The organism is Phenylobacterium sp. (assembly GCF_031412415.1).
GTDB lineage: Bacteria > Pseudomonadota > Alphaproteobacteria > Caulobacterales > Caulobacteraceae > Phenylobacterium.
Map to the genome: position 1 here is coordinate 1 of NZ_JANOCX010000199.1, position 17,517 is coordinate 17,517.

Sequence of the window (17,517 nt, forward strand, 5' to 3'; positions counted from 1 at the left end):
GACCAGATCCAGGGCAACATCGCCACCATCAAGGGGACGTTCGAGAAGTTCCTGACCTTCGGCGACGGTCCGACCGACGCCGTGATGGTCGACAACGACGAATGGCTGTCGAAATTCGGCTACGTCCAGTTCCTGCGCGACTACGGCGTGCACTTCACGATCAACCGCATGCTGGCCTTCGACAGCGTCAAGGCGCGGCTCGATCGCGAGCAGCCCATGACCTTCCTCGAGTTCAACTACATGCTCATGCAGTCGGTGGACTTCCTGGAGCTGGAGCGGAACCACGCCTGCGTGCTGCAGATGGGCGGCTCCGACCAGTGGGGCAACATCGTCAACGGGGTCGAGCTGATCCGTCGCGTGGACCAGAAACCGTCCTTCGGTCTGACCACCCCCCTACTCGCCACGGCCTCGGGCCAGAAGATGGGCAAGACCGTGGGCGGCGCCGTCTGGCTGAACGCCGACATGCGCAGCCCCTACGACTACTGGCAGTTCTGGCGCAACACCGAGGACGCCGACGTGGGCCGCTTCATGAAGCTGTTCACCGACCTGCCCTTGGACGAGGTCGCCCGCTACGAAGCCATGCAGGGCGCCGACATCAACGAGGCCAAGAAAGTGCTGGCCAACGCCGCCACGACCCTGCTGCACGGCGCGGACGCGGCGCGGGCGGCGGCCGAAGCCGCACGGGTGGCCTTCGAGGTGGGCAGCGTGTCGGACGACATGCCGACCCACGAGGTGGCCCAGGCCGACCTGGGCGCCGGCATCGTGCTGGCGGCGCTCGCGACGGACGCGGGCCTCGCCGCCTCGCGCGGCGAAGCCCGACGCCTGGCCCAGGGCGGTGGCCTGCGGGTCAACGACAAGGCCGAGGCCGACGCCAACCGCGCGATCACCACCGCCGACCTGGTCGACGGCGTCGTGAAGCTGGCGGCGGGCAAGAAGAAGATCGTCCTGGTGAAACCCGTCTAGGCCTGGAGAGAACCGATGTCCGAACTGATCGAGGGCGCCCAGGCGCCCGACTTCGACGTGGCTGGCGCACTCGGGCCGATCACCCTCGCCGACTTCAAGGGCAAGCCGCTGGTGGTCTATTTCTACCCGAAGGACGACACCCCGGGCTGCACGAAGGAATCGCAGGCCTTCAGCGCATTGAAGGCCGATTTCGAGAAAGCCGGCGCCTCTCTACTGGGAGTTTCGAAGGACAGCCTGGCTCGTCACGCGAAGTTTACAGCGAAATATGACCTGACCGTGCCGCTGGGCTCCGACCCGGACGGCGTGATGATCGAGCGCTATGGCTCCTGGGTCGAGAAGACCCTCTATGGCCGCCAGTACATGGGCATCGACCGGTCGACCTTCCTGATCGACGCCGACGGCAAGCTGGCGAGGATCTGGCGCAAGGTCCGCGTTCCCGGCCACGCCGAAGCCGTTCTGGACGCCGTGAAATCCCTTAAAGCTTAAGCTTGCGCGGTGCGGCGGACGGCCGCATCACACGTGTCCGCCATCCGTGCCCCAGGTTCGGCGCCCGAGCCTTCGTTGTTGTAGATTTGTCGCGTGGAGCGGCTATCTGAGCCCTGACGGCAAGGGGTTCGACGCACGCACTAGCTTGGGTGTTCAGGTCCCGTTAACCAACGATGTTAATAATCCCCCAGACTCGCCCGCATCGCCTTCGTGGCGCGAAGGGTCTTGCGCGTTTTCCAATTCTCACTGCATATCCGCGGGACCAAAAAGTTCCGTAGCCGACGCGGTGGAAATGACACGCTTTGCGCGCCTTCGCCGATCGCTCGAAGAGCTGTTCCCTGAAAGGCACCTCTATGTCCGCTCCGGCGGGGAGATGCGGGCGTTCGTCCTGACCACGGGCAAGCAGATGATCGGCGCCGGGACGGTGGCGGTCTGCGCGCTCTGGATGGGGGTCTGCACCGCCGCCATGCTGGTGAACGCCATGGCGCTCTCGGGCCATGATCAAGAATTGGCCCGCATGCAGGCCAAGTCCGAGCGCCTGGTGGCCGACCGCGAGGCTCGCCTGAACAGCGCGGTCGCTCAACGCACCGCCGCCGAGGGCGGCGTCGACCAACTGGCCATCACGGTTGAGAAGCGCCACGCCGCTCTCGCCATGCTGCTGACCGACATCAAGGACGTGCCTGGGGTCGATCAGGCCCTGGCCCCGACGATCCAGAAGGCAAGCAACATCCCGCCGACCGTCAGCCCGATGCGCCGCATCGAACTGGTGCGTGCGGGCCAGGAGCGCCTGATCGACGCGGCCGACGACTTCGCCAAGACCCGCGCCGACCGTCTGCGCCTGGCCTTCCGCCTCGCCGGCCTGACCCCGTCGTCCTACATCCCGAAGGGCGGTTCGCTAGGCGGGCCGCTGATCGAGGCCAAGGATCCGCGCGCCCTGGCCGCCGTCCTCGACGTGGACGAGGGCTTCGCCGAACGCATTCAGCATGCCGCCACCAACCTGTCGGAGGCCGGCGCCCTGGCCAACGCCGCCGAGACCCTGCCCTTCGCCCGTCCGGTGACCACGGGCACCAGCAGCGGCTTCGGCGTGCGCTTCGATCCCTTCACCCGCCGCCCGGCCTTCCATTCGGGCCTCGACTTCACTGGCGGCTACAATTTCCCAATCCAGTCCACCGCCCCCGGGGTGGTGTCGTTCACCGGCGTGCGGTCGGGCTATGGCAACACCATCGAAATTGACCACGGCCGCGGCTTCAAGACCCGCTACGCCCACCTCCAGGCCATCGCTGTCCGTCCGGGCCAGCGCGTCGCCGTGGGTCAGCGGATCGGAGCCATGGGCTCGACGGGCCGCTCCACCGGCCCGCACCTGCATTATGAGGTTTGGGTCAACGGGCGGGCGCAGAACCCCGGCCGCTACGTAAAGGCGGGCGATTATGTTCTCCAAGGCGACTAAAGGCGTTTCCGACAAGCTGGCCTCCGACATCACCCACGCGCCGGACGCGTCGGGGTCGCGCAAGCCGGCCAGGGCGCCATCCCTGATCTCCGACAACATCACCATCGAAGGCAGCGTCGTCGGCGAAGGCGAACTGCAGATCGATGGCGTCGTGCGCGGCGAGGTCCGCGTGGACAAGGTCACCATCGGCGAGACCGGCCACGTCGAGGGTGCGATCTTCGCGGAGGTCGTGGAGACCCGCGGCCGGGTCATCGGCCAGATCAGCGCCAAGCAGGTCCGGCTCTACGGCACCGCCTACGTGGACGGCGACATCACCCATGAGCAGCTTTCCATGGAAACGGGCGCCTTCTTCCAGGGCCGTAGCTTGAAGTTCCAACGCCCGGCCGCGCCGCCGGCCATCTCCGCGCCGACCCTGGTTTCGGACGCCGAGATGCGCGACGCGACGCCCACCGCCCAGGTCGGCTAGGCTGCGTCCTCGTAGGCGCCATTCTTGAGCTCCGGCGCGCAGGGGCTGGCGTCCAGCTCCAGGGCGATCTCCACGTCGCGGGGAAATCCGCGGTCGATCAGTTCGCGTCCCGACATGCAGCCGCCAATCACCTCGCCCAGCCGCGGCCTGGCCGCCCGGAAGGCGTCACGCGCGACCTGCGCCTCCGGCGAGGCAGGCAGCCCCAGGGCCTCGATCACCGCCCCTGCCCCAATCAGATCCTCGATGGCGCAGCGCAACGAGCCGTCCGGCCAACGCTCGCCGGCGGGGATCACGGCGATGTCAGCGTCCGCCGCCAGGCGCCGAGCGTGGGCTGCGACCGCGGTGGCGTTGCGCAGGCATCCAGCCAGCACCATGGCGCCGCCGCCGGCCAGCGAGAGCCTCGACCCGTTCGGTGAAGGCAGAAGGACGCGCTCGCCCGGCGTCAGCGCGAACAGACTTGAGGGCGAGAGACTGAGCTGATCGCCCGCGCGATGGCTGGCCGCCAACCGTGCGCCGACCCGATCAGCCTCCGCCTGCGCCGCCGCCCTGTCGCCGTAGGCGAAGGGGTGGATTTTCGCGCCGCGCCCCACCGCCACGTCGACGGCGGTCGAGAACGACAGGACATCGACGATAACCAGAACCGCGCAAGCTTCCCGCAGCGTCTCGACGCCATGCAGGCCCCATTCGCTGTGGACGGTCGGCATGGACCTAGGCTCCGGCGTCCCGCGTGGCGCCCACCCGCTGGGCCAACGACGCGCCCATGAATTCGTCCAGGTCGCCGTCCAGCACGCCTTGGGTGTCGGACGTCTCCACGTCGGTGCGCAGGTCCTTGACCATCTGATAGGGCTGCAGGACGTAGCTGCGGATCTGGTGGCCCCAGCCGATATCGGTCTTCTGGTCGGCGATCGCCTGGGCCTCGGCTTCGCGCCGCTGCAGCTCCAGTTCGTAGAGCCGCGCGCGCAGCATTTTCCAGGCTTCCTCGCGGTTCTGGTGCTGAGAGCGGCCCGCCTGGCACGCCACCGCCACGCCCGTGGGAATGTGGGTCAGGCGCACGGCGGAGTCGGTCTTGTTGATGTGCTGACCGCCGGCGCCCGACGCCCGATAGGTGTCGGTACGCACATCGGACGGATTGATCTCGATCTCGATGGTGTCGTCGACCACCGGATAAACCCAGACCGAGGCGAAGCTGGTGTGGCGCTTGGCCGCCGAGTCATAGGGCGAGATGCGCACCAGCCGGTGCACCCCGGCCTCGGTCTTCAACCAGCCATAGGCGTTCGGGCCCTTGATCTGCAGGGTCACCGACTTGATGCCGACCTGCTCGCCGGAGGTCTCTTCCAGGAAGTCGACGGTCATCCCGTGGGCGTTAGCCCAGCGGGAATACATGCGCAGCAGCATGCCTGCCCAGTCGCAGGACTCGGTGCCGCCGGCGCCGGAATTGATCTCCATGAAGGCGTCGTTGCCGTCGGCCTCGCCCGACAGCCGGGCTTCCAGCTCGGCGCGGCCGGCGCGATCCTTGAGGCTCTTGAGCTGGGCGCGAGCCTCGTCGAGGGAGCTTTCGTCGCCTTCCTCGTCCGCCATCTCGGCATAGCCGATGGCGTCGGCCAGATCGCGCTCAAGCGACTTCACCGCCTCGACCTGGGCGGCGAGCTTGGAGCGTTCGCGGGTGAGGGCCTGGGCCGCCGCCGCGTTGTCCCACAGGGTGGGGTCCTCGACGCGGGCGTTTAGCTCGTCGAGCTTCCGTAGGGCAGGTTCCCAGTCAAAGTCGCCTCCTGAGCAGTTCGATCGACTGCTCGATGTCGGCCCTGGAGGCCTCGACATCCGCTCTCATGGGAAATCTCCGAACCAGACTTGCTCTGGGGTCGCGGCAGATAGCCTGCGCCGGGCCTCAATACAATCCGGTCATGTCGTCGGCCTTCTTCGGCGGCGGCGGCGGCACGGCGTTCGGGGTCAGCTGGCCGTCGGGCCAAACCTTGTTGTAGGGCTGAGGCCCGCCGCTGGGCGCGGCCGCCGAGGGAACGCGAAGCTGGGGCTCGGTGCCTGGTCGGAAGGCTTCGCGGATACCGCGGACCATGGCGAACTTGGCGTTGGTCGGCGCCTTGAACTCGGTCTTCGGCAGGTCGCGGGCCGCCTCGGCCATGAACTCGGTGAAGATCGGCACGGCCGCGGTGGTGCCGGTCTCGCCGTTGCCCAGTCCCCGGTTGTCGTCGAAGCCGACGAAGACCCCGGCGACGATCTGCGGGGTGAAGCCGACGAACCAGGCGCTGCGGTACTCGTTCGTGGTGCCGGTCTTGCCGCCCACCGGGCGATCGAGGACTAGGGCGGAGGTCGCCGTGCCGCGCTGGACCACGCCCTGCAGCATGGAGGTGATCTGATAGGCGGTGATCGGATCCATGACCTGGTCGCCACCGGGCGGCACGCGCGGGCTCTCATCACCGTTGAAACCCACCCCGCAGCGGGGGCAGTCGCGCTTGTCGGCGCGGAAGATGGTCTCGCCATTGCGGTCCTGGACCAGCTCGATCAGGTGCGGCTCGATCCGGCGTCCGCCGTTGACGAACGAGGCGTAGGCCGCCGTCAGCTTGAAGGGCGTGGTCTCCCCCGCCCCAAGCGCCATGGCCAGGACCTTATCCATGTCCTTGACCACGCCCATCCGCTTGGCAAGCTCGCTGATCTTGGTCATGCCCACGCCCTGGGCTAGGCGCACGGTCATGGCGTTGCGCGACAGCTCCAGGCCGCGCCGCAGGGTCAGCGCGCCGTAGTAGCGCTTGTTGTAGTTCTCGGGCGTCCAGTTCTGCCCGGCCGCGCCTCGCAGGGTGATGGCCGAATCCATGACCACGCTGGAGGGCGTGTAGCCGTTCTCCAGCGCCGCGGCGTAGACGATCGGCTTGAAGGCCGAGCCCGGCTGGCGCATCGCCTGGGTCGCACGATTGAAGTTGGACAGCGAATAGGAATAGCCGCCCACCATGGCCAGGACCCGGCCGGAGTTGGGCTCCATGGCCACCAGGGCGCCGTTGACGATCGGCACCTGACGCAGGTGGAAGCCCCCGCCCTCGGCGGGCTCGACGAAGATCAGGTCGCCGACATTGAGGCCCTTCCCGGCCCGCGCCCAGGCCACATCCTGGCTGATGATGCCGCCGGACATTCCGCCGTCGGCGGTCTCGACCCGGACCATGCCGCCCGACGACTCCTTGACCAGGGCCGCGCGCCAGTCGCGTCGTTCGGCCGGGGGCTTCATCTTCTTGGCCATGGCCTGCCAGCCGTCGGCCACCTCGACGCGGCCCCAGGCGCCCCGCCAGCCATGGCGGCGGTCGTAAAGCTCCAGACCGTTCATCAGCGCCACCCGCGCGGCCGTCTGGAGCCGTGGGTCCAGGGTGGTGCGCATATAGTAGCCGCCCTCGTTCAGGCGCTGGCCCAGGGTGGCCAGGCCCCGGCGGCGGACCTCTTCAACGAAGAAGTCGGCGTCGCGGTACTTGGCGCGGCTGGGGGCGCTCTGGACCTTCAGGTCCTCGCGCTTCGCGGCCTCGGCGGCCTGGCGACTGACCCAGCCCAGTTCGGCCATCTGGTCGAGGATCCAGTTGCGGCGGATGAGCGCCTGCGCCTTGCGCCTCTGGGGATGGTAGTTGTCGGGACCCTTCGGGAGGGCCGCCAGATAGGCGCTCTCGGCCAGGGTCAGGTCGGTGATCGACTTGCCGAAATAGTTGTACGCCGCGGCGCCCACGCCATACGAGCGATAGCCCAGCCAGATCTCGTTCAGATAGAGCTCAAGGATCTGCTCCTTGTTGAGTGTCTGCTCCAGACGCCCGGCCAGGATGGCTTCCTTCAGCTTGCGCCCCACGGTGGCGTCGCTGGTGAGCAGGACGTTCTTCGCCACCTGCTGCGTGATGGTCGAACCCCCTTCCAGCCTGCGGCCCTGGGCGGCGTTCTGGACGTTCTTGGCCATGGCCCGCACCAGGCCCAAGGTGTCGACGCCGGCGTGGCGGAAGAAGTTACGGTCCTCAGCCGCCAGGAAGGCCTGGGCGAGCTGCGGCGGCATGGCGTCATACGGGACATAGATGCGCCGCTCGCGGGAGAACTCCCCGATCAGCACCCCATCCCAGGCATAGGCCCGCGTGGCCGTCGGCGGCCGATAATCCACCAGATCGCCCGCGTCGGGCATGTCGTGGAAGAGCCAGGCCGCATAGATGGCGATGGCGAACCCGGCCATGGCGATAGCGCTCAACACGGCGACGCCGGCGATCGCGACCCATCGTTCGGGGGGATTCAAGACTGACAGACCTCCGCGAGCCGCTCGGCCCGGCTGGAATCTGATCTAGCGTGCATCGTCGCGGGCGCCAACGGCCCGCGCGTCGCTCAGCGCGAGGCGAGCTGGGTCTGTTGCCCGAAATAGTCGTCGATGGCCTCGGCGACGCCGCCCATCAGGCGATTGCGGCGTCCGGTGTCGCGCAGCGCCTGCTCATCCTCGCGATTGGTGATGAAACCCATCTCCAGCAGCACGGCGGGCACGTCGGGCGCCAACAGCACGGCAAGTCCCGCTTCTCTGTGGCTGCGGCGTAGCAGGGGCTGATGGTCGTCCACCCGCGCCAGCAGGACCTCGGCGAAGGTGGCCGAGCGGTTGCGGGTCATGCGCTGGGTCAGGTCCAGCAGGATGGTCGAGACGCCGTTGTCGCCATGCGACCCCGCCCGCATGAACCAGTCGTCCTTATTGACGAACTTGGCGGAGCGGCCGCTGGCGCGGTCGGCCAGGGTGTAGACGCTGGCCCCGCGCAGGCTCGAATCGGTGCCGGAGTCGGCATGCAGCGATATGAACAGGTCGGCGTCGGCGCGGCGGGCGATCTTCACCCGGATGTCGTGGGCGACATAGACGTCCGAATCGCGGGTCATCACGACCTTGTAGCGACCGGTCTTTTCCAGCCGGGTCTTGAGCGCGCGGGCCGCGGCCAGAGTCACGTCCTTCTCATTGCCGGTGGCGCCCTTGGCGCCGGGATCCTTGCCGCCGTGACCGGCGTCGATGACGATCACCTTCTTGAGCGACAGCGGCGGCGCGCTGACCGGAATGACCGGCATCGGGGCCGAGGTCATCCGGGCGCCGGGCGCCAGCATCGTGCGCGTGGGCGCCTTGGCCGCCAGATCGATCACGTAGCGATAGTTTTCGATCCCGTCGGCCGGCGGCAGCAGGAACCGGCGCTTGACCACCACATCGGCGGCCAGATCGACGCGTAGCCGGGCGCCGCCAGCGCCTTGATCCACAACCCAATTCTTGACGAGCCCCAGGCCCGCGCCCTGCAGAGCGCCGTCCACCGAGGCGCCGTTGAGGTTCAAGACCAGCCGGCGATCCATCGCGCCGTCGGAGGTCACCTTGCCGGTGGCCGAGCGGTTCAGGTCGATGACGATACGGGTTTCGGTCTGGTCGCCGCCGAGGCGGACCTTGAGGACGCCGGCCGTGGCGTTGGCGGCCTGGGCGGCGGCGACGACGGCCAGACAGCAGACGCCCGCGGCCGCAGCGGCCAGCACGCGTACGCCCTTCGTCCGGAACAGTCCGCCTACCCGCGCGAACATCCAACCCCACACGCCACTGTTTGAATCTGAACCGTCATATAGCCTTAAGCGACATGGACAAACGGTTAACCCGCCAAGGCTCGACCGCGACCATCCGCGCGGCTTTCCTTTTGTCGCTCAGTGTTGCAAAGTCGCGCCGCGCTGGAGCGCGCCTTGCGTCGCAAGGCCGCAGTCCGCGCGAAGCCAGCGTCAGCTCATCGCCCTTCAGCGACGACGCATCATCCGATCCGCGCCCCTTTCACGGGGGCGCGCCTGGGAACACACCAATGGGCAGCGCCGCTCGAGCCCCTTTCCGGCCTACCGCCCGCGATGTCGCTACCGACATCGTGAACGGCGGACCCGCGCGCGCCCTCCTGCAAAACCGGCGGCGCCCGAACCAAGAGTTCGCGGCGCGCCACGGAGATCGCTTTAATGTCAAAGAAGATGCTTATCGACGCCGCTCACGCCGAGGAAACTCGCGTGGTGGTGATCGACGGAACCCGGGTTGAAGAGTTCGATTTCGAGAGCCAGAACCGCAAACAACTCAGAGGCAATATCTATCTCGCCAAGGTGACGCGCGTTGAGCCGTCGCTTCAGGCGGCCTTCATCGAGTACGGCGGCAATCGCCACGGCTTCCTGGCCTTCAACGAAATCCACCCGGACTACTACCAGATCCCGGTGGCCGACCGCGAAGCGCTGATGCGTGAAGAGGCCGAGGAAGAGGACGATCATCACGACCCGCGTGGGCGGTCGTCGTCCAGCGAAGACGACGATGATGACGACGCCGAGGATGACGACGACGTCATGGAGGAAGAAGTCGCCCGGCGTCGCCGGCGGCTGATGCGCAAGTACAAGATCCAGGAAGTGATCCGCCGCCGGCAGATCATGCTGGTTCAGGTCGTCAAGGAAGAGCGCGGCAACAAGGGCGCGGCGCTCACCACCTACCTGTCCCTGGCCGGCCGCTACGGCGTGCTGATGCCCAACACCGCCCGGGGCGGCGGCATCTCGCGCAAGATCACCACGGTCACCGACCGCAAGCGCCTGAAGGGCGTGGTCCAGAGCCTGGACGTGCCGGACGGCATGGGCCTGATCGTGCGCACGGCCGGCGCCAAGCGCACCAAGGCCGAGATCAAGCGCGACTACGAATATCTGCTGCGCCTGTGGGAGAACATCCGCGAGACCACCCTGCACTCCGTGGCCCCGGCGCTCATCTATGAGGAAGAGGACCTGGTGAAGCGGACCATCCGCGACCTCTACGATAAGGACATCGACGAGGTCTGGGTCGAGGGCGAGGCCGGCTTCAAGGAAGCGCGCGAGTTCATGCGCATGCTTATGCCGTCGCAGGCGAAAAAGGTTCAGCCGTACCGCGAGCCGATGCCGCTGTTCGTGAAGTACCGGATCGAGGATCACCTCAGCCAGATCTACTCCCCGGTCGTGCCGCTGAAGTCCGGCGGCTACCTGGTGATCAACCAGACCGAGGCCCTGGTCGCCGTCGACGTCAACTCCGGCCGCGCCACCCGCGAGCGGAACATCGAGGCCACCGCGCTCAAGACCAACATGGAGGCGGCCGAGGAGGCCGCTCGCCAACTGCGCCTGCGCGACCTGGCCGGCCTGATCGTCATCGATTTCATCGACATGGATGAGTCGAAGAACAATCGCGCCGTCGAGAAGAAGCTAAAGGACGCGCTGAAGGACGACCGTGCCCGGGTCCAGATGGGCAAGATCAGCTCCTTCGGCCTGATGGAGATCAGCCGCCAGCGTCGCCGTTCCGGCGTGCTGGAAGGCACCACCCATGTCTGCGAACATTGCGGCGGCGCCGGTCGGGTCCGCACGGTGGAATCCAGCGCGCTCACCGCGCTGCGCGCCGTGGAGATCGAGGCCCTGAAGGGCGGCGGCGAGGCGACCCTGAAGGTGCCGCGCGCGGTCGGGCTCTATATCCTCAACGAGAAGCGCAACCACCTGGCGCGCGTCCACCAGAGCCTGGGCCTGTTCATCACCATCGTGATCGACGACGCCCTGGCCCACGCCGATCACGAGATCGAGCGCACCTCCAGCGAAACCCGGCCGGAACACGCGGTGGCTCTGGCCACGCGCACCGAAGTCCAGGCCTATCAGCCCGTCGATGAAGACCTCGAGGACGAGACCTACGAGGACGAGGACGACGACGAGGAAATCGCCGACGACGACGACGACGAGGCGATCGAGCGCGAGGCCACCGACGACGACTCGGCCGAACAGCGCCTTCAGGACAGCGAAGACGGCGACGACGACCGTGGCCAACGCCGCGGACGCCGCAGGCGTCGGCGCGGACGCCGCGACGAACCGCGCGAAGCTGGTGATCGCCCCGCCGCCGCCGCGGTGCCCACCGCGAGCGAGGCCGCGGGCTCCGACACCGAGGACGACGGTCAAGGCGGCCGGCGTCGCCGACGTGGCCGCAGGGGCGGTCGCCGCATGCGCGACGACGGACGTCCGACCGATGTGTTCTCCTGGACCCGGCCCTGGGTCCCCTATGGCGACGACCCCTTCGTCTGGCACGATCCGGCGGAAGACATGCCCGCGCCGGTCGCGGCCAATGACGAGCGTCCGGCCGCCGCCGCCCCGGCGCCCGCGCGCCAGGCGCAGCCCGTCGTCGAGGGGCCGGACGTCGACGTCTGGGTCGAGCTGCCCGCCGTCGAGGACAAACCCAAGAAGGCCCGCTCGCGTCGGGGCCGCGGACGCGGCCGTGAGGAGGGAGAGGTGAGCATCGAGGCCGAAGCCCCCTTGGCCGAGGCGGTCGCCGAGCCCGTGGTCGAAGCCTTCGCCGAGCCGGAGCCCGCTCCATTGGTCGAGGAGCCACCGGTGAAGAAGCCGCGCGCGCGCCGCACCAAGGCGTCCATCGCCGCCGAGGCCGCCGCGGAAGCGGCTCCGGAAGCCTCCGTCGAGGTCGTCGCTGACGTCGCGCCCGAGCCGGAGCCGGAACCAGAACCCGTTCTGGTCGCCGCGCCGGTCGCCGTCGCTCGCGAACCCGATCCCTCGGAGATCAGCGCAAAGCCGCCGACGGCGGCCCGCAAGGGCTGGTGGCGACGGGGTTAGCACCTACATGCGCTTTCGGGCCCGGTTTCCACTCGGCCCGAAAGCGCGCTAGGCTTCGCATCTTGATTTGGCGGGGGCGCTAGGAGTTGTTCGGCATGGTCTCCCCTGCCCGTCCTCTGTCGCGTTTGGCCCTCGTGGCGGCGGTGGCGTTCAGCATCGCCCTGCCCGCCGCGCCGGCCCGAGCGCAGGACGAGGGCATAGCCCTGATCCGCGACACGGAGATCGAGGAGATTCTCCGCAGGGACTCCGAGCCCCTCTTCAAGGCCGCCGGGGTCAATTCCAGCGCCATCGAGATTCTGCTGATCGGCTCGAAGGAGATGAACGCCTTCGCCGCGCCCAGCACCATGGCGGTCTATACCGGCCTGATCCTGGAGTCCGACAACCCCAACCAGCTGCAAGGCGTCATCGCCCACGAGGTGGGACACCTGGCGGGCGGCCACTCGGCGCGGTCGGGCGACATGAGCGCTGCGGGCCTGAAGCCGTTTCTCCTGACCATGGGTCTGGGCGTGCTGGCGGCCCTGGCCGGTTCCGGTGAAGCGGCCGCGGGTCTCGTCGGGAGCGCCAGCTATTTCGGTACCCTAGGCGCCATGGGCTACAGCCGCGAGCAGGAGAGCCGCACCGACCAGGCCGGCGCGGCCATGCTTGAGCGGGCGGGAATCTCCGGCAAGGGCCTGGCCGACTTCTTCGACAAGTTCCGCTACCAGGAGGTCTTCCAGGAAGCCCGGCGGTTCGCCTATTTCCGCTCTCACCCCCTGTCGTCCTCGCGGATCGAGTCCCTGCGCCATCGGGTCGAGCAGAACCCCAGCTACAACAAGGTCGACACGCCCGAGGCGATCGAGGAACACAACATCATGAAGGCCAAGCTGGATGGGTTCATCAACCCAACCACGGCCATCGTGAAGTATTCCGAGAAGGACAAGTCCTACGCGGCTCGGTACGCGCGAGCGATCGCCTATTATCAGATGAAGCAGCCCGATCAGTCGCTGAAGCTGATCGACGCCCTGCTCATCGAGCAACCGAACAACCCCTACCTTTGGGAGTTGAAGGGCCAGGTGCTCTTCGAGTTCGGACGAGCGGCGGAGGCCGAGGCGCCGCAACGCAAGTCCGTGGCCCTGAAACCCGAGGCCCCGCTGTTGCGGGTCAATCTGGGCCAGACCCTGATCGCCCTGGATTCGCCGGCCAAGGTCGAGGAAGGCGCCGCCGAGCTGCGCAAGGCGCTGACCCAGGAAGACGACAACGCCGTGGCCTGGCGGCTGCTGGCCCAGGCCTACGACAAGCAGGGCAAGGAGGGTTTGGCGCGACTGGCGACCGGCGAATACTACTTCGCCGTCGGCGACGCCCAGCAGGCGCGAGTGTTCGCCATGCGGGCCCGCGAGAAGCTCTCCAAGGATACTCCGGAGTGGCGGCGCGCCACCGACATCGTGCTCACCTCCAAGCCCAGCAAGGACGACTTGAAGGACCTGGCCAAGGAAGGCTCGATCAGCCGAACCTCGACGCGCTAGCGTTGCGCTCTTCCATCGCCTATTTGCCCGGAATGATCCCGATGCTTCGCCCTGCCTTGGCGCTCGCCGCCCTTCTGTCGCTCACCGCCTGCCAGAAGGCCGAGGACGCCGCCTTTGGCCAAAAGGTGCGCACCTATCTGCTGGCCCACCCCGAGGTGATCGAGGAGGCCGTCCAGAAGCTGCAAGAGAAGAAGGAAGCCGACGCCGCGAACATCGCAAAGGTCGGCCTGGTCAAGCACCGCGACGCCCTGGAGCGCGACCCGCGCGACTTCGTCGCCAATCCCAACGGCAAGATCACGGTGGTCGAGTTCTACGACTACCGCTGCGGGTTCTGTAAAACCAGCGCGCCCGAGATTCTGAAGCTCATCCGGGAAAACCCCGATGTGCGGTTCGTGTTCAAGGAGTTCCCGATCCTGAGCGCCGAATCGGCCATGGCGGCGCAGGTGATCCTGTCACCCGTCGCCAAACCGAAGTCGCTGGACCTGTTCGAAGCCTTCATGGCCGAGCGGGCGCTGAGCGAGGCCAGCATCTATCGTCATCTGCGCGCCGCCGGCGTCGACCCTGATGCGGCCAAGGCCGCCGGCCGCGGCCCCGCGGTGATGAAGCACCTGCAGGATACGCGAGACCTGGCCGGCGCCTTGGGCATAGACGGCACCCCGGCCTTCGTCGTGGGCGAGCGGGTGATCTCGGGCGCCGACATGGCCGCCCTACGCGCCGCCATCGCCGAGGCCAAGACCGGCCAACTCAAGACCATCAACCAGGTCCAGGTCGACGCGGCCGGCTAGGCCGTGCGACGCTAAGGCAGGCGCGCTCCGCGACGTCAGGCTTTGCGGGACGGCGCTCCACGGCTAGGCTCGATTCTACGCTTGGGAGCTAGTCCGTCGAGACGGCGGCCTGGAAGTGGCATGCACGAACGGGTGCTGGTGATCGGATCTGGGATCGCCGGGCTATGCGCGGCGCTCGCGCTGGCGCCGACCGGTCGGGATATCGTGATCCTTGAACGCGACCCGCCGCCGCCAAAGGGCGATCCCGACGCCGCCTTCGATGACTGGAACCGGCGCGGCGTCGGCCATCTGCGCCACAGCCACGCCTTCCTGGCCCGGCTGCGCACCCTGATCCGCGACGAGCACCCGCGGCTGCTGGCCGAGCTGCTGAGCGCGGGTTGCCGCGAGCTGGGCTTCGAGCAGATGCTCACCGACCTGCACAAGGTCGACTATCAGCCGGAAGCGGTGGACCGCGACCTGGTGGTGCTGACCAGCCGCCGCACCACCTTGGAACTGGTCATGCGCCGCTATGTGGAACGCTGGCCCAACGTGCGCGTGGCCTCGGAAACCTTCGTACGCAAGCTGCTGGTGCAGTCCGACCCTCAAGGCTTGCGCGTGGTGGGTGTCTCCGTCGCCGACGCGGCGGGGCCGCGCGACGTGATTGGGGATCTGGTGATCGACGCCGGCGGGCGGACATCATCGGGCATCGAGCAGCTCGTCGAGGCCGGCGCCCCCATCGCCGAGGAGACCGAGAGCGCCGGGATTCTCTACTTCACGCGCCACTACCGCTTGGCGCCCGGCGCGCAGGAGCCGCCGCGCGGCAAGGCTCCCGGCACCGGCGATCTGGGCTTCCTGAAGTTCGGCATCTTTCCCGGCGACAATGGCCGCTTCTCGATCACCATCTGCGTGCCCGAGATCGAGATGGAGCTTCGCAAGGCCATTGTCGCGCCGGAGGTGTTCGACGCCGTCTGCCGCCAGATGCCCGGCCTGGTTCCGTGGATCGACCCCGCCACGGCCGAGGGGGTCAGCCGGGTGTTCGGCATGGGCGAACTGCACAGCCGCTGGCGCGACCTGGTCAAGGACGGGACGCCGGCGGTAATCGGCTATTTCGCGCTGGGCGACAGCCTGATCCGCACCAATCCGCTGTACGGCCGGGGCTGCTCCTTCGCCGCGGTGCAGGCCTACCTCCTACGCGACGTCCTGGTCGAGACCGACGACCCTGTCGTGCGCATGGTCGACTTCCACGAGCGCGTCACCCGGGAACTGCGGCCCTACTACACCAGCATGCGCGACCAGGACCGCTCGGCGATCAAACGCGCCCAGCAGACCCTGACGCCCGGATTCCGGCCCAGCCTGCGCAGCAAGGTGCTGAAGAGCTTCATGGAGGACGGGGTCAATATCGCCGTCCGTTCCGACACCCAGATCCTGCGCCAGGCCCTGCGCGGCTTCCACATGCTGGAGCACCCCTCCGCCTGGCTGAAGAAGCCGGAGAACCTGCTCAAGGTGTTCGGCTATTGGGCCCAGCCCCGCCAGCAGAAGAACGCGGCCTACCCGCCGAAACCCGGCCCCGACCGCGAGACCCTAATGCGCACCGTCGGCCTCGAGCCGGAGGCCGACATGCTGAAGATCGCCGTCACGGGGTCAAAGGCCCGAGCGGCGCTGCGCCAACGCGCCGCCCAGCTTCCCTAGTCGCCCTGCGGCCGATTGAAGAGGCCGCCCGCGGCCATCTGGTCACGCATGGCCTCCGGAGCCGCCGTAGCCATCTTGTCCATCTCGACCAGCTCGGGCGGCACGTACCAGTGCAACGTGTCGGCGTGATAGGCCTCCCACACCACCTTGGCGACCTCGACGGGCGCGATGGCGCGGAACAGGCCCTCCTTGGGCGCGTTGGCGATGGCCTCGGGCGGCAGGATGGGTGTGTCGATCAAACCCGGCAGGACGTCGGCGACCCGCACCCCATAGGCCTTGAACTCAACTGACAACGCCTCCGACAGCCCCTTCACAGCGTGCTTGGTGGCCGAATAGACCGCGATCCCGGCCATGCCGAAGGTGGCTGACGAGGACGAGGTGGTGAAGCAGAGTGAATTGGGCGTGGCCTTCAGCAGGCCGATCCCTTCGTGGATGCCGATCAGCACCCCCATCAGGTTGACCTGGACGACGGCGATAACGTCTTCGAACGGCTGATCGGCGAAGGGGCCGCCCCGGCCGATGCCGGCGTTGTTGAACAGCAGGTCGAGCTGACCATCGGTCGCCTCGCCGAACGCCGCCAGCGCGGCCCGGTAATCCTGGCGATCGGTGACGTCCAGACGGCGCACGACGCAGTTGCCCGCCCCGATCTCGACCTCAAGCGCCTTCAGACCCGCCTCATTGACGTCGTATCCGCCGACGAACCAGCCCTTGTCGGCGAACAGCTTGGCGGTCTCCCGCCCCATGCCCGAGGCTGCGCCGGTGATGAAGATCGATTTGCGACCATTGGCCCGGCGCATCAGATCAACCCTCCGCTAGGCGAGGAGGCCTCGCCGAACACCTTCTTGGGCATGCGGCCGGCCAAAAAGGCTTCACGGCCTGCGATCACCGCGTGCTTCATCGCGCGCGCCATGCGGATCGGGTCTTGGGCGTTGGAGATGGCAGTGTTCATCAGCACTGCGTCGCAGCCCAACTCCATGGCCAGGGCTGCGTCCGAGGCCGTGCCCAGGCCGGCGTCCACCAGCACAGGGACCTTCGTCTGCTCGATGATGATCCGCAGGTTCACCGCGTTGAGTATCCCCAGGCCCGAGCCGATCGGGGCGGCCAGGGGCATGATCGCCGCGGCGCCGGCGTCCTCCAGCTTGCGCGCGAAGACCGGATCGTCGGTGCAGTAGACATCACCTGGAACCCCTCGCTGATCAGCATCTTCAGCGCGCGCAGGGTCTCTTCCATGTCGGGATAGAGCAGGTTGGGATCCGAAAGCACCTCCAGCTTCACCAAGTCCCAGCCTCCGGCCTCGCGGGCCAGGCGCAGGGTGCGCACCGCCTCCTCGCCTGTGAAACAACCGGCGGTGTTGGGCAAGAAGGTGAAGCGATCGGGCTTCACGTAATCGACCAGCATGGGCTGGCTGGGATCGCTGAGGTTCACCCGACGCAGGGCCACGGTGACGATCTCGGCGCCCGCCGCCTCGGCCGCCGCGGCGTTCTGGGCGTAGTCCTTGTACTTGCCCGTGCCGACGATGAGCCGCGACGTGAACGTCCGGCCGGCGACGGTCCAGGGGTCTTCCCCGACGTCTTGAGTGTGAACCGACCCGTCCAT

The 17,517-nt window shown here is 67.8% G+C and carries 13 protein-coding genes and 1 pseudogene; 8 read left to right on the forward strand and 6 right to left on the reverse strand.

The features are described 5' to 3' along the window. The 4 genes from tyrS to RMO04_RS09540 form a co-directional block, all read left to right on the forward strand. Window positions 1–963, forward strand: a 963-nt coding sequence (tyrS, locus tag RMO04_RS09525; RefSeq protein WP_309644544.1) for a tyrosine--tRNA ligase, incomplete at its 5' end; no start/stop codon positions are given. A gap of 15 nt (window positions 964–978) precedes the next feature. Further along, window positions 979–1,449, forward strand: coding sequence for a peroxiredoxin (locus RMO04_RS09530; protein ID WP_309644545.1), 471 nt, complete (start codon window positions 979–981; stop codon window positions 1,447–1,449). Between the two features lie 286 nt (window positions 1,450–1,735). Beyond that, window positions 1,736–2,896, forward strand: a complete 1,161-nt coding sequence (locus RMO04_RS09535) for a M23 family metallopeptidase (protein WP_309644546.1) — start codon at window positions 1,736–1,738, stop codon at window positions 2,894–2,896. Further along, complete coding sequence (locus RMO04_RS09540) at window positions 2,877–3,362, forward strand: polymer-forming cytoskeletal protein (protein WP_309644547.1); 486 nt, start codon at window positions 2,877–2,879, stop codon at window positions 3,360–3,362. The genes RMO04_RS09535 and RMO04_RS09540 overlap by 20 nt, the downstream gene beginning before the upstream one ends. On the opposite strand, the gene RMO04_RS09545 is transcribed toward RMO04_RS09540, so the two are convergent. From RMO04_RS09545 to RMO04_RS09560, 4 genes are all read right to left on the reverse strand, one after another. Next, window positions 3,359–4,066 carry a 2-phosphosulfolactate phosphatase gene (locus RMO04_RS09545; RefSeq protein WP_309644548.1) on the reverse strand — a complete coding sequence of 236 codons (708 nt, stop codon included), beginning with the start codon at window positions 4,064–4,066 and terminating at the stop codon, window positions 3,359–3,361. The genes RMO04_RS09540 and RMO04_RS09545 overlap by 4 nt on opposite strands. A gap of 4 nt (window positions 4,067–4,070) precedes the next feature. Next, a protein-coding gene (gene prfB, locus RMO04_RS09550; RefSeq protein ID WP_309644549.1) for a peptide chain release factor 2 occupies window positions 4,071–5,190 on the reverse strand; the annotation gives its coding sequence in 2 pieces (ribosomal slippage) (window positions 4,071–5,120 and window positions 5,122–5,190; 1,119 coding nt in all). Window positions 5,191–5,247: 57 nt separating this feature from the next. Beyond that, entirely contained in the window at window positions 5,248–7,563 is a 2,316-nt protein-coding gene (locus RMO04_RS09555; RefSeq protein ID WP_309644572.1) for a penicillin-binding protein 1A, read from the reverse strand. 146 nt (window positions 7,564–7,709) lie between these two features. After that, window positions 7,710–8,915: an N-acetylmuramoyl-L-alanine amidase gene (locus RMO04_RS09560; protein ID WP_309644550.1), complete on the reverse strand. Its 1,206-nt coding sequence runs from the start codon at window positions 8,913–8,915 to the stop codon at window positions 7,710–7,712. A 411-nt stretch (window positions 8,916–9,326) separates the two neighbouring features. Between RMO04_RS09560 and RMO04_RS09565 the strand changes: the two genes are divergently transcribed. The 4 genes from RMO04_RS09565 (at window position 9,327) to RMO04_RS09580 (ending at window position 15,921) form a co-directional block, all read left to right on the forward strand. Further along, a complete protein-coding gene (locus RMO04_RS09565; RefSeq protein WP_309644551.1) occupies window positions 9,327–11,966 on the forward strand; it encodes a ribonuclease E/G in 2,640 nt (879 codons plus the stop codon). A 95-nt stretch (window positions 11,967–12,061) separates the two neighbouring features. Next, the gene (locus RMO04_RS09570) at window positions 12,062–13,468 is read left to right on the forward strand and encodes a M48 family metalloprotease (protein ID WP_309644552.1); all 1,407 of its coding nucleotides are present in this window, start codon (window positions 12,062–12,064) and stop codon (window positions 13,466–13,468) included. A 41-nt stretch (window positions 13,469–13,509) separates the two neighbouring features. Continuing rightward, the gene (locus RMO04_RS09575; protein WP_309644553.1) at window positions 13,510–14,253 is read left to right on the forward strand and encodes a DsbA family protein; all 744 of its coding nucleotides are present in this window, start codon (window positions 13,510–13,512) and stop codon (window positions 14,251–14,253) included. Window positions 14,254–14,373: 120 nt separating this feature from the next. Beyond that, window positions 14,374–15,921, forward strand: a complete 1,548-nt coding sequence (locus tag RMO04_RS09580; protein ID WP_309644554.1) for an FAD-dependent oxidoreductase — start codon at window positions 14,374–14,376, stop codon at window positions 15,919–15,921. Here the strand turns inward: RMO04_RS09580 and RMO04_RS09585 are convergent. Next, complete coding sequence (locus RMO04_RS09585; RefSeq protein WP_309644555.1) at window positions 15,918–16,718, reverse strand: SDR family oxidoreductase; 801 nt, start codon at window positions 16,716–16,718, stop codon at window positions 15,918–15,920. The two genes, RMO04_RS09580 and RMO04_RS09585, sit on opposite strands and share 4 nt — an antisense overlap. Then, window positions 16,718–17,517: pseudogene (locus RMO04_RS09590) on the reverse strand (thiazole synthase). The gene RMO04_RS09585 and the pseudogene RMO04_RS09590 overlap by 1 nt, the downstream one beginning before the upstream one ends.

Coding starts and splice junctions, on each gene's coding strand:
- RMO04_RS09530 (WP_309644545.1), top strand. CDS start 979: ATGTCCGAACTGATCGAGGGCGCCCAGGCGCCCGACTTCGACGTGGCT.
- RMO04_RS09540 (WP_309644547.1), top strand. CDS start 2,877: ATGTTCTCCAAGGCGACTAAAGGCGTTTCCGACAAGCTGGCCTCCGAC.
- RMO04_RS09545 (WP_309644548.1), bottom strand. CDS start 4,066: ATGCCGACCGTCCACAGCGAATGGGGCCTGCATGGCGTCGAGACGCTG.
- RMO04_RS09555 (WP_309644572.1), bottom strand. CDS start 7,563: ATGGCCGGGTTCGCCATCGCCATCTATGCGGCCTGGCTCTTCCACGAC.
- RMO04_RS09560 (WP_309644550.1), bottom strand. CDS start 8,915: ATGTTCGCGCGGGTAGGCGGACTGTTCCGGACGAAGGGCGTACGCGTG.
- RMO04_RS09565 (WP_309644551.1), top strand. CDS start 9,327: ATGTCAAAGAAGATGCTTATCGACGCCGCTCACGCCGAGGAAACTCGC.
- RMO04_RS09570 (WP_309644552.1), top strand. CDS start 12,062: ATGGTCTCCCCTGCCCGTCCTCTGTCGCGTTTGGCCCTCGTGGCGGCG.
- RMO04_RS09575 (WP_309644553.1), top strand. CDS start 13,510: ATGCTTCGCCCTGCCTTGGCGCTCGCCGCCCTTCTGTCGCTCACCGCC.
- RMO04_RS09580 (WP_309644554.1), top strand. CDS start 14,374: ATGCACGAACGGGTGCTGGTGATCGGATCTGGGATCGCCGGGCTATGC.
- RMO04_RS09585 (WP_309644555.1), bottom strand. CDS start 16,718: ATGCGCCGGGCCAATGGTCGCAAATCGATCTTCATCACCGGCGCAGCC.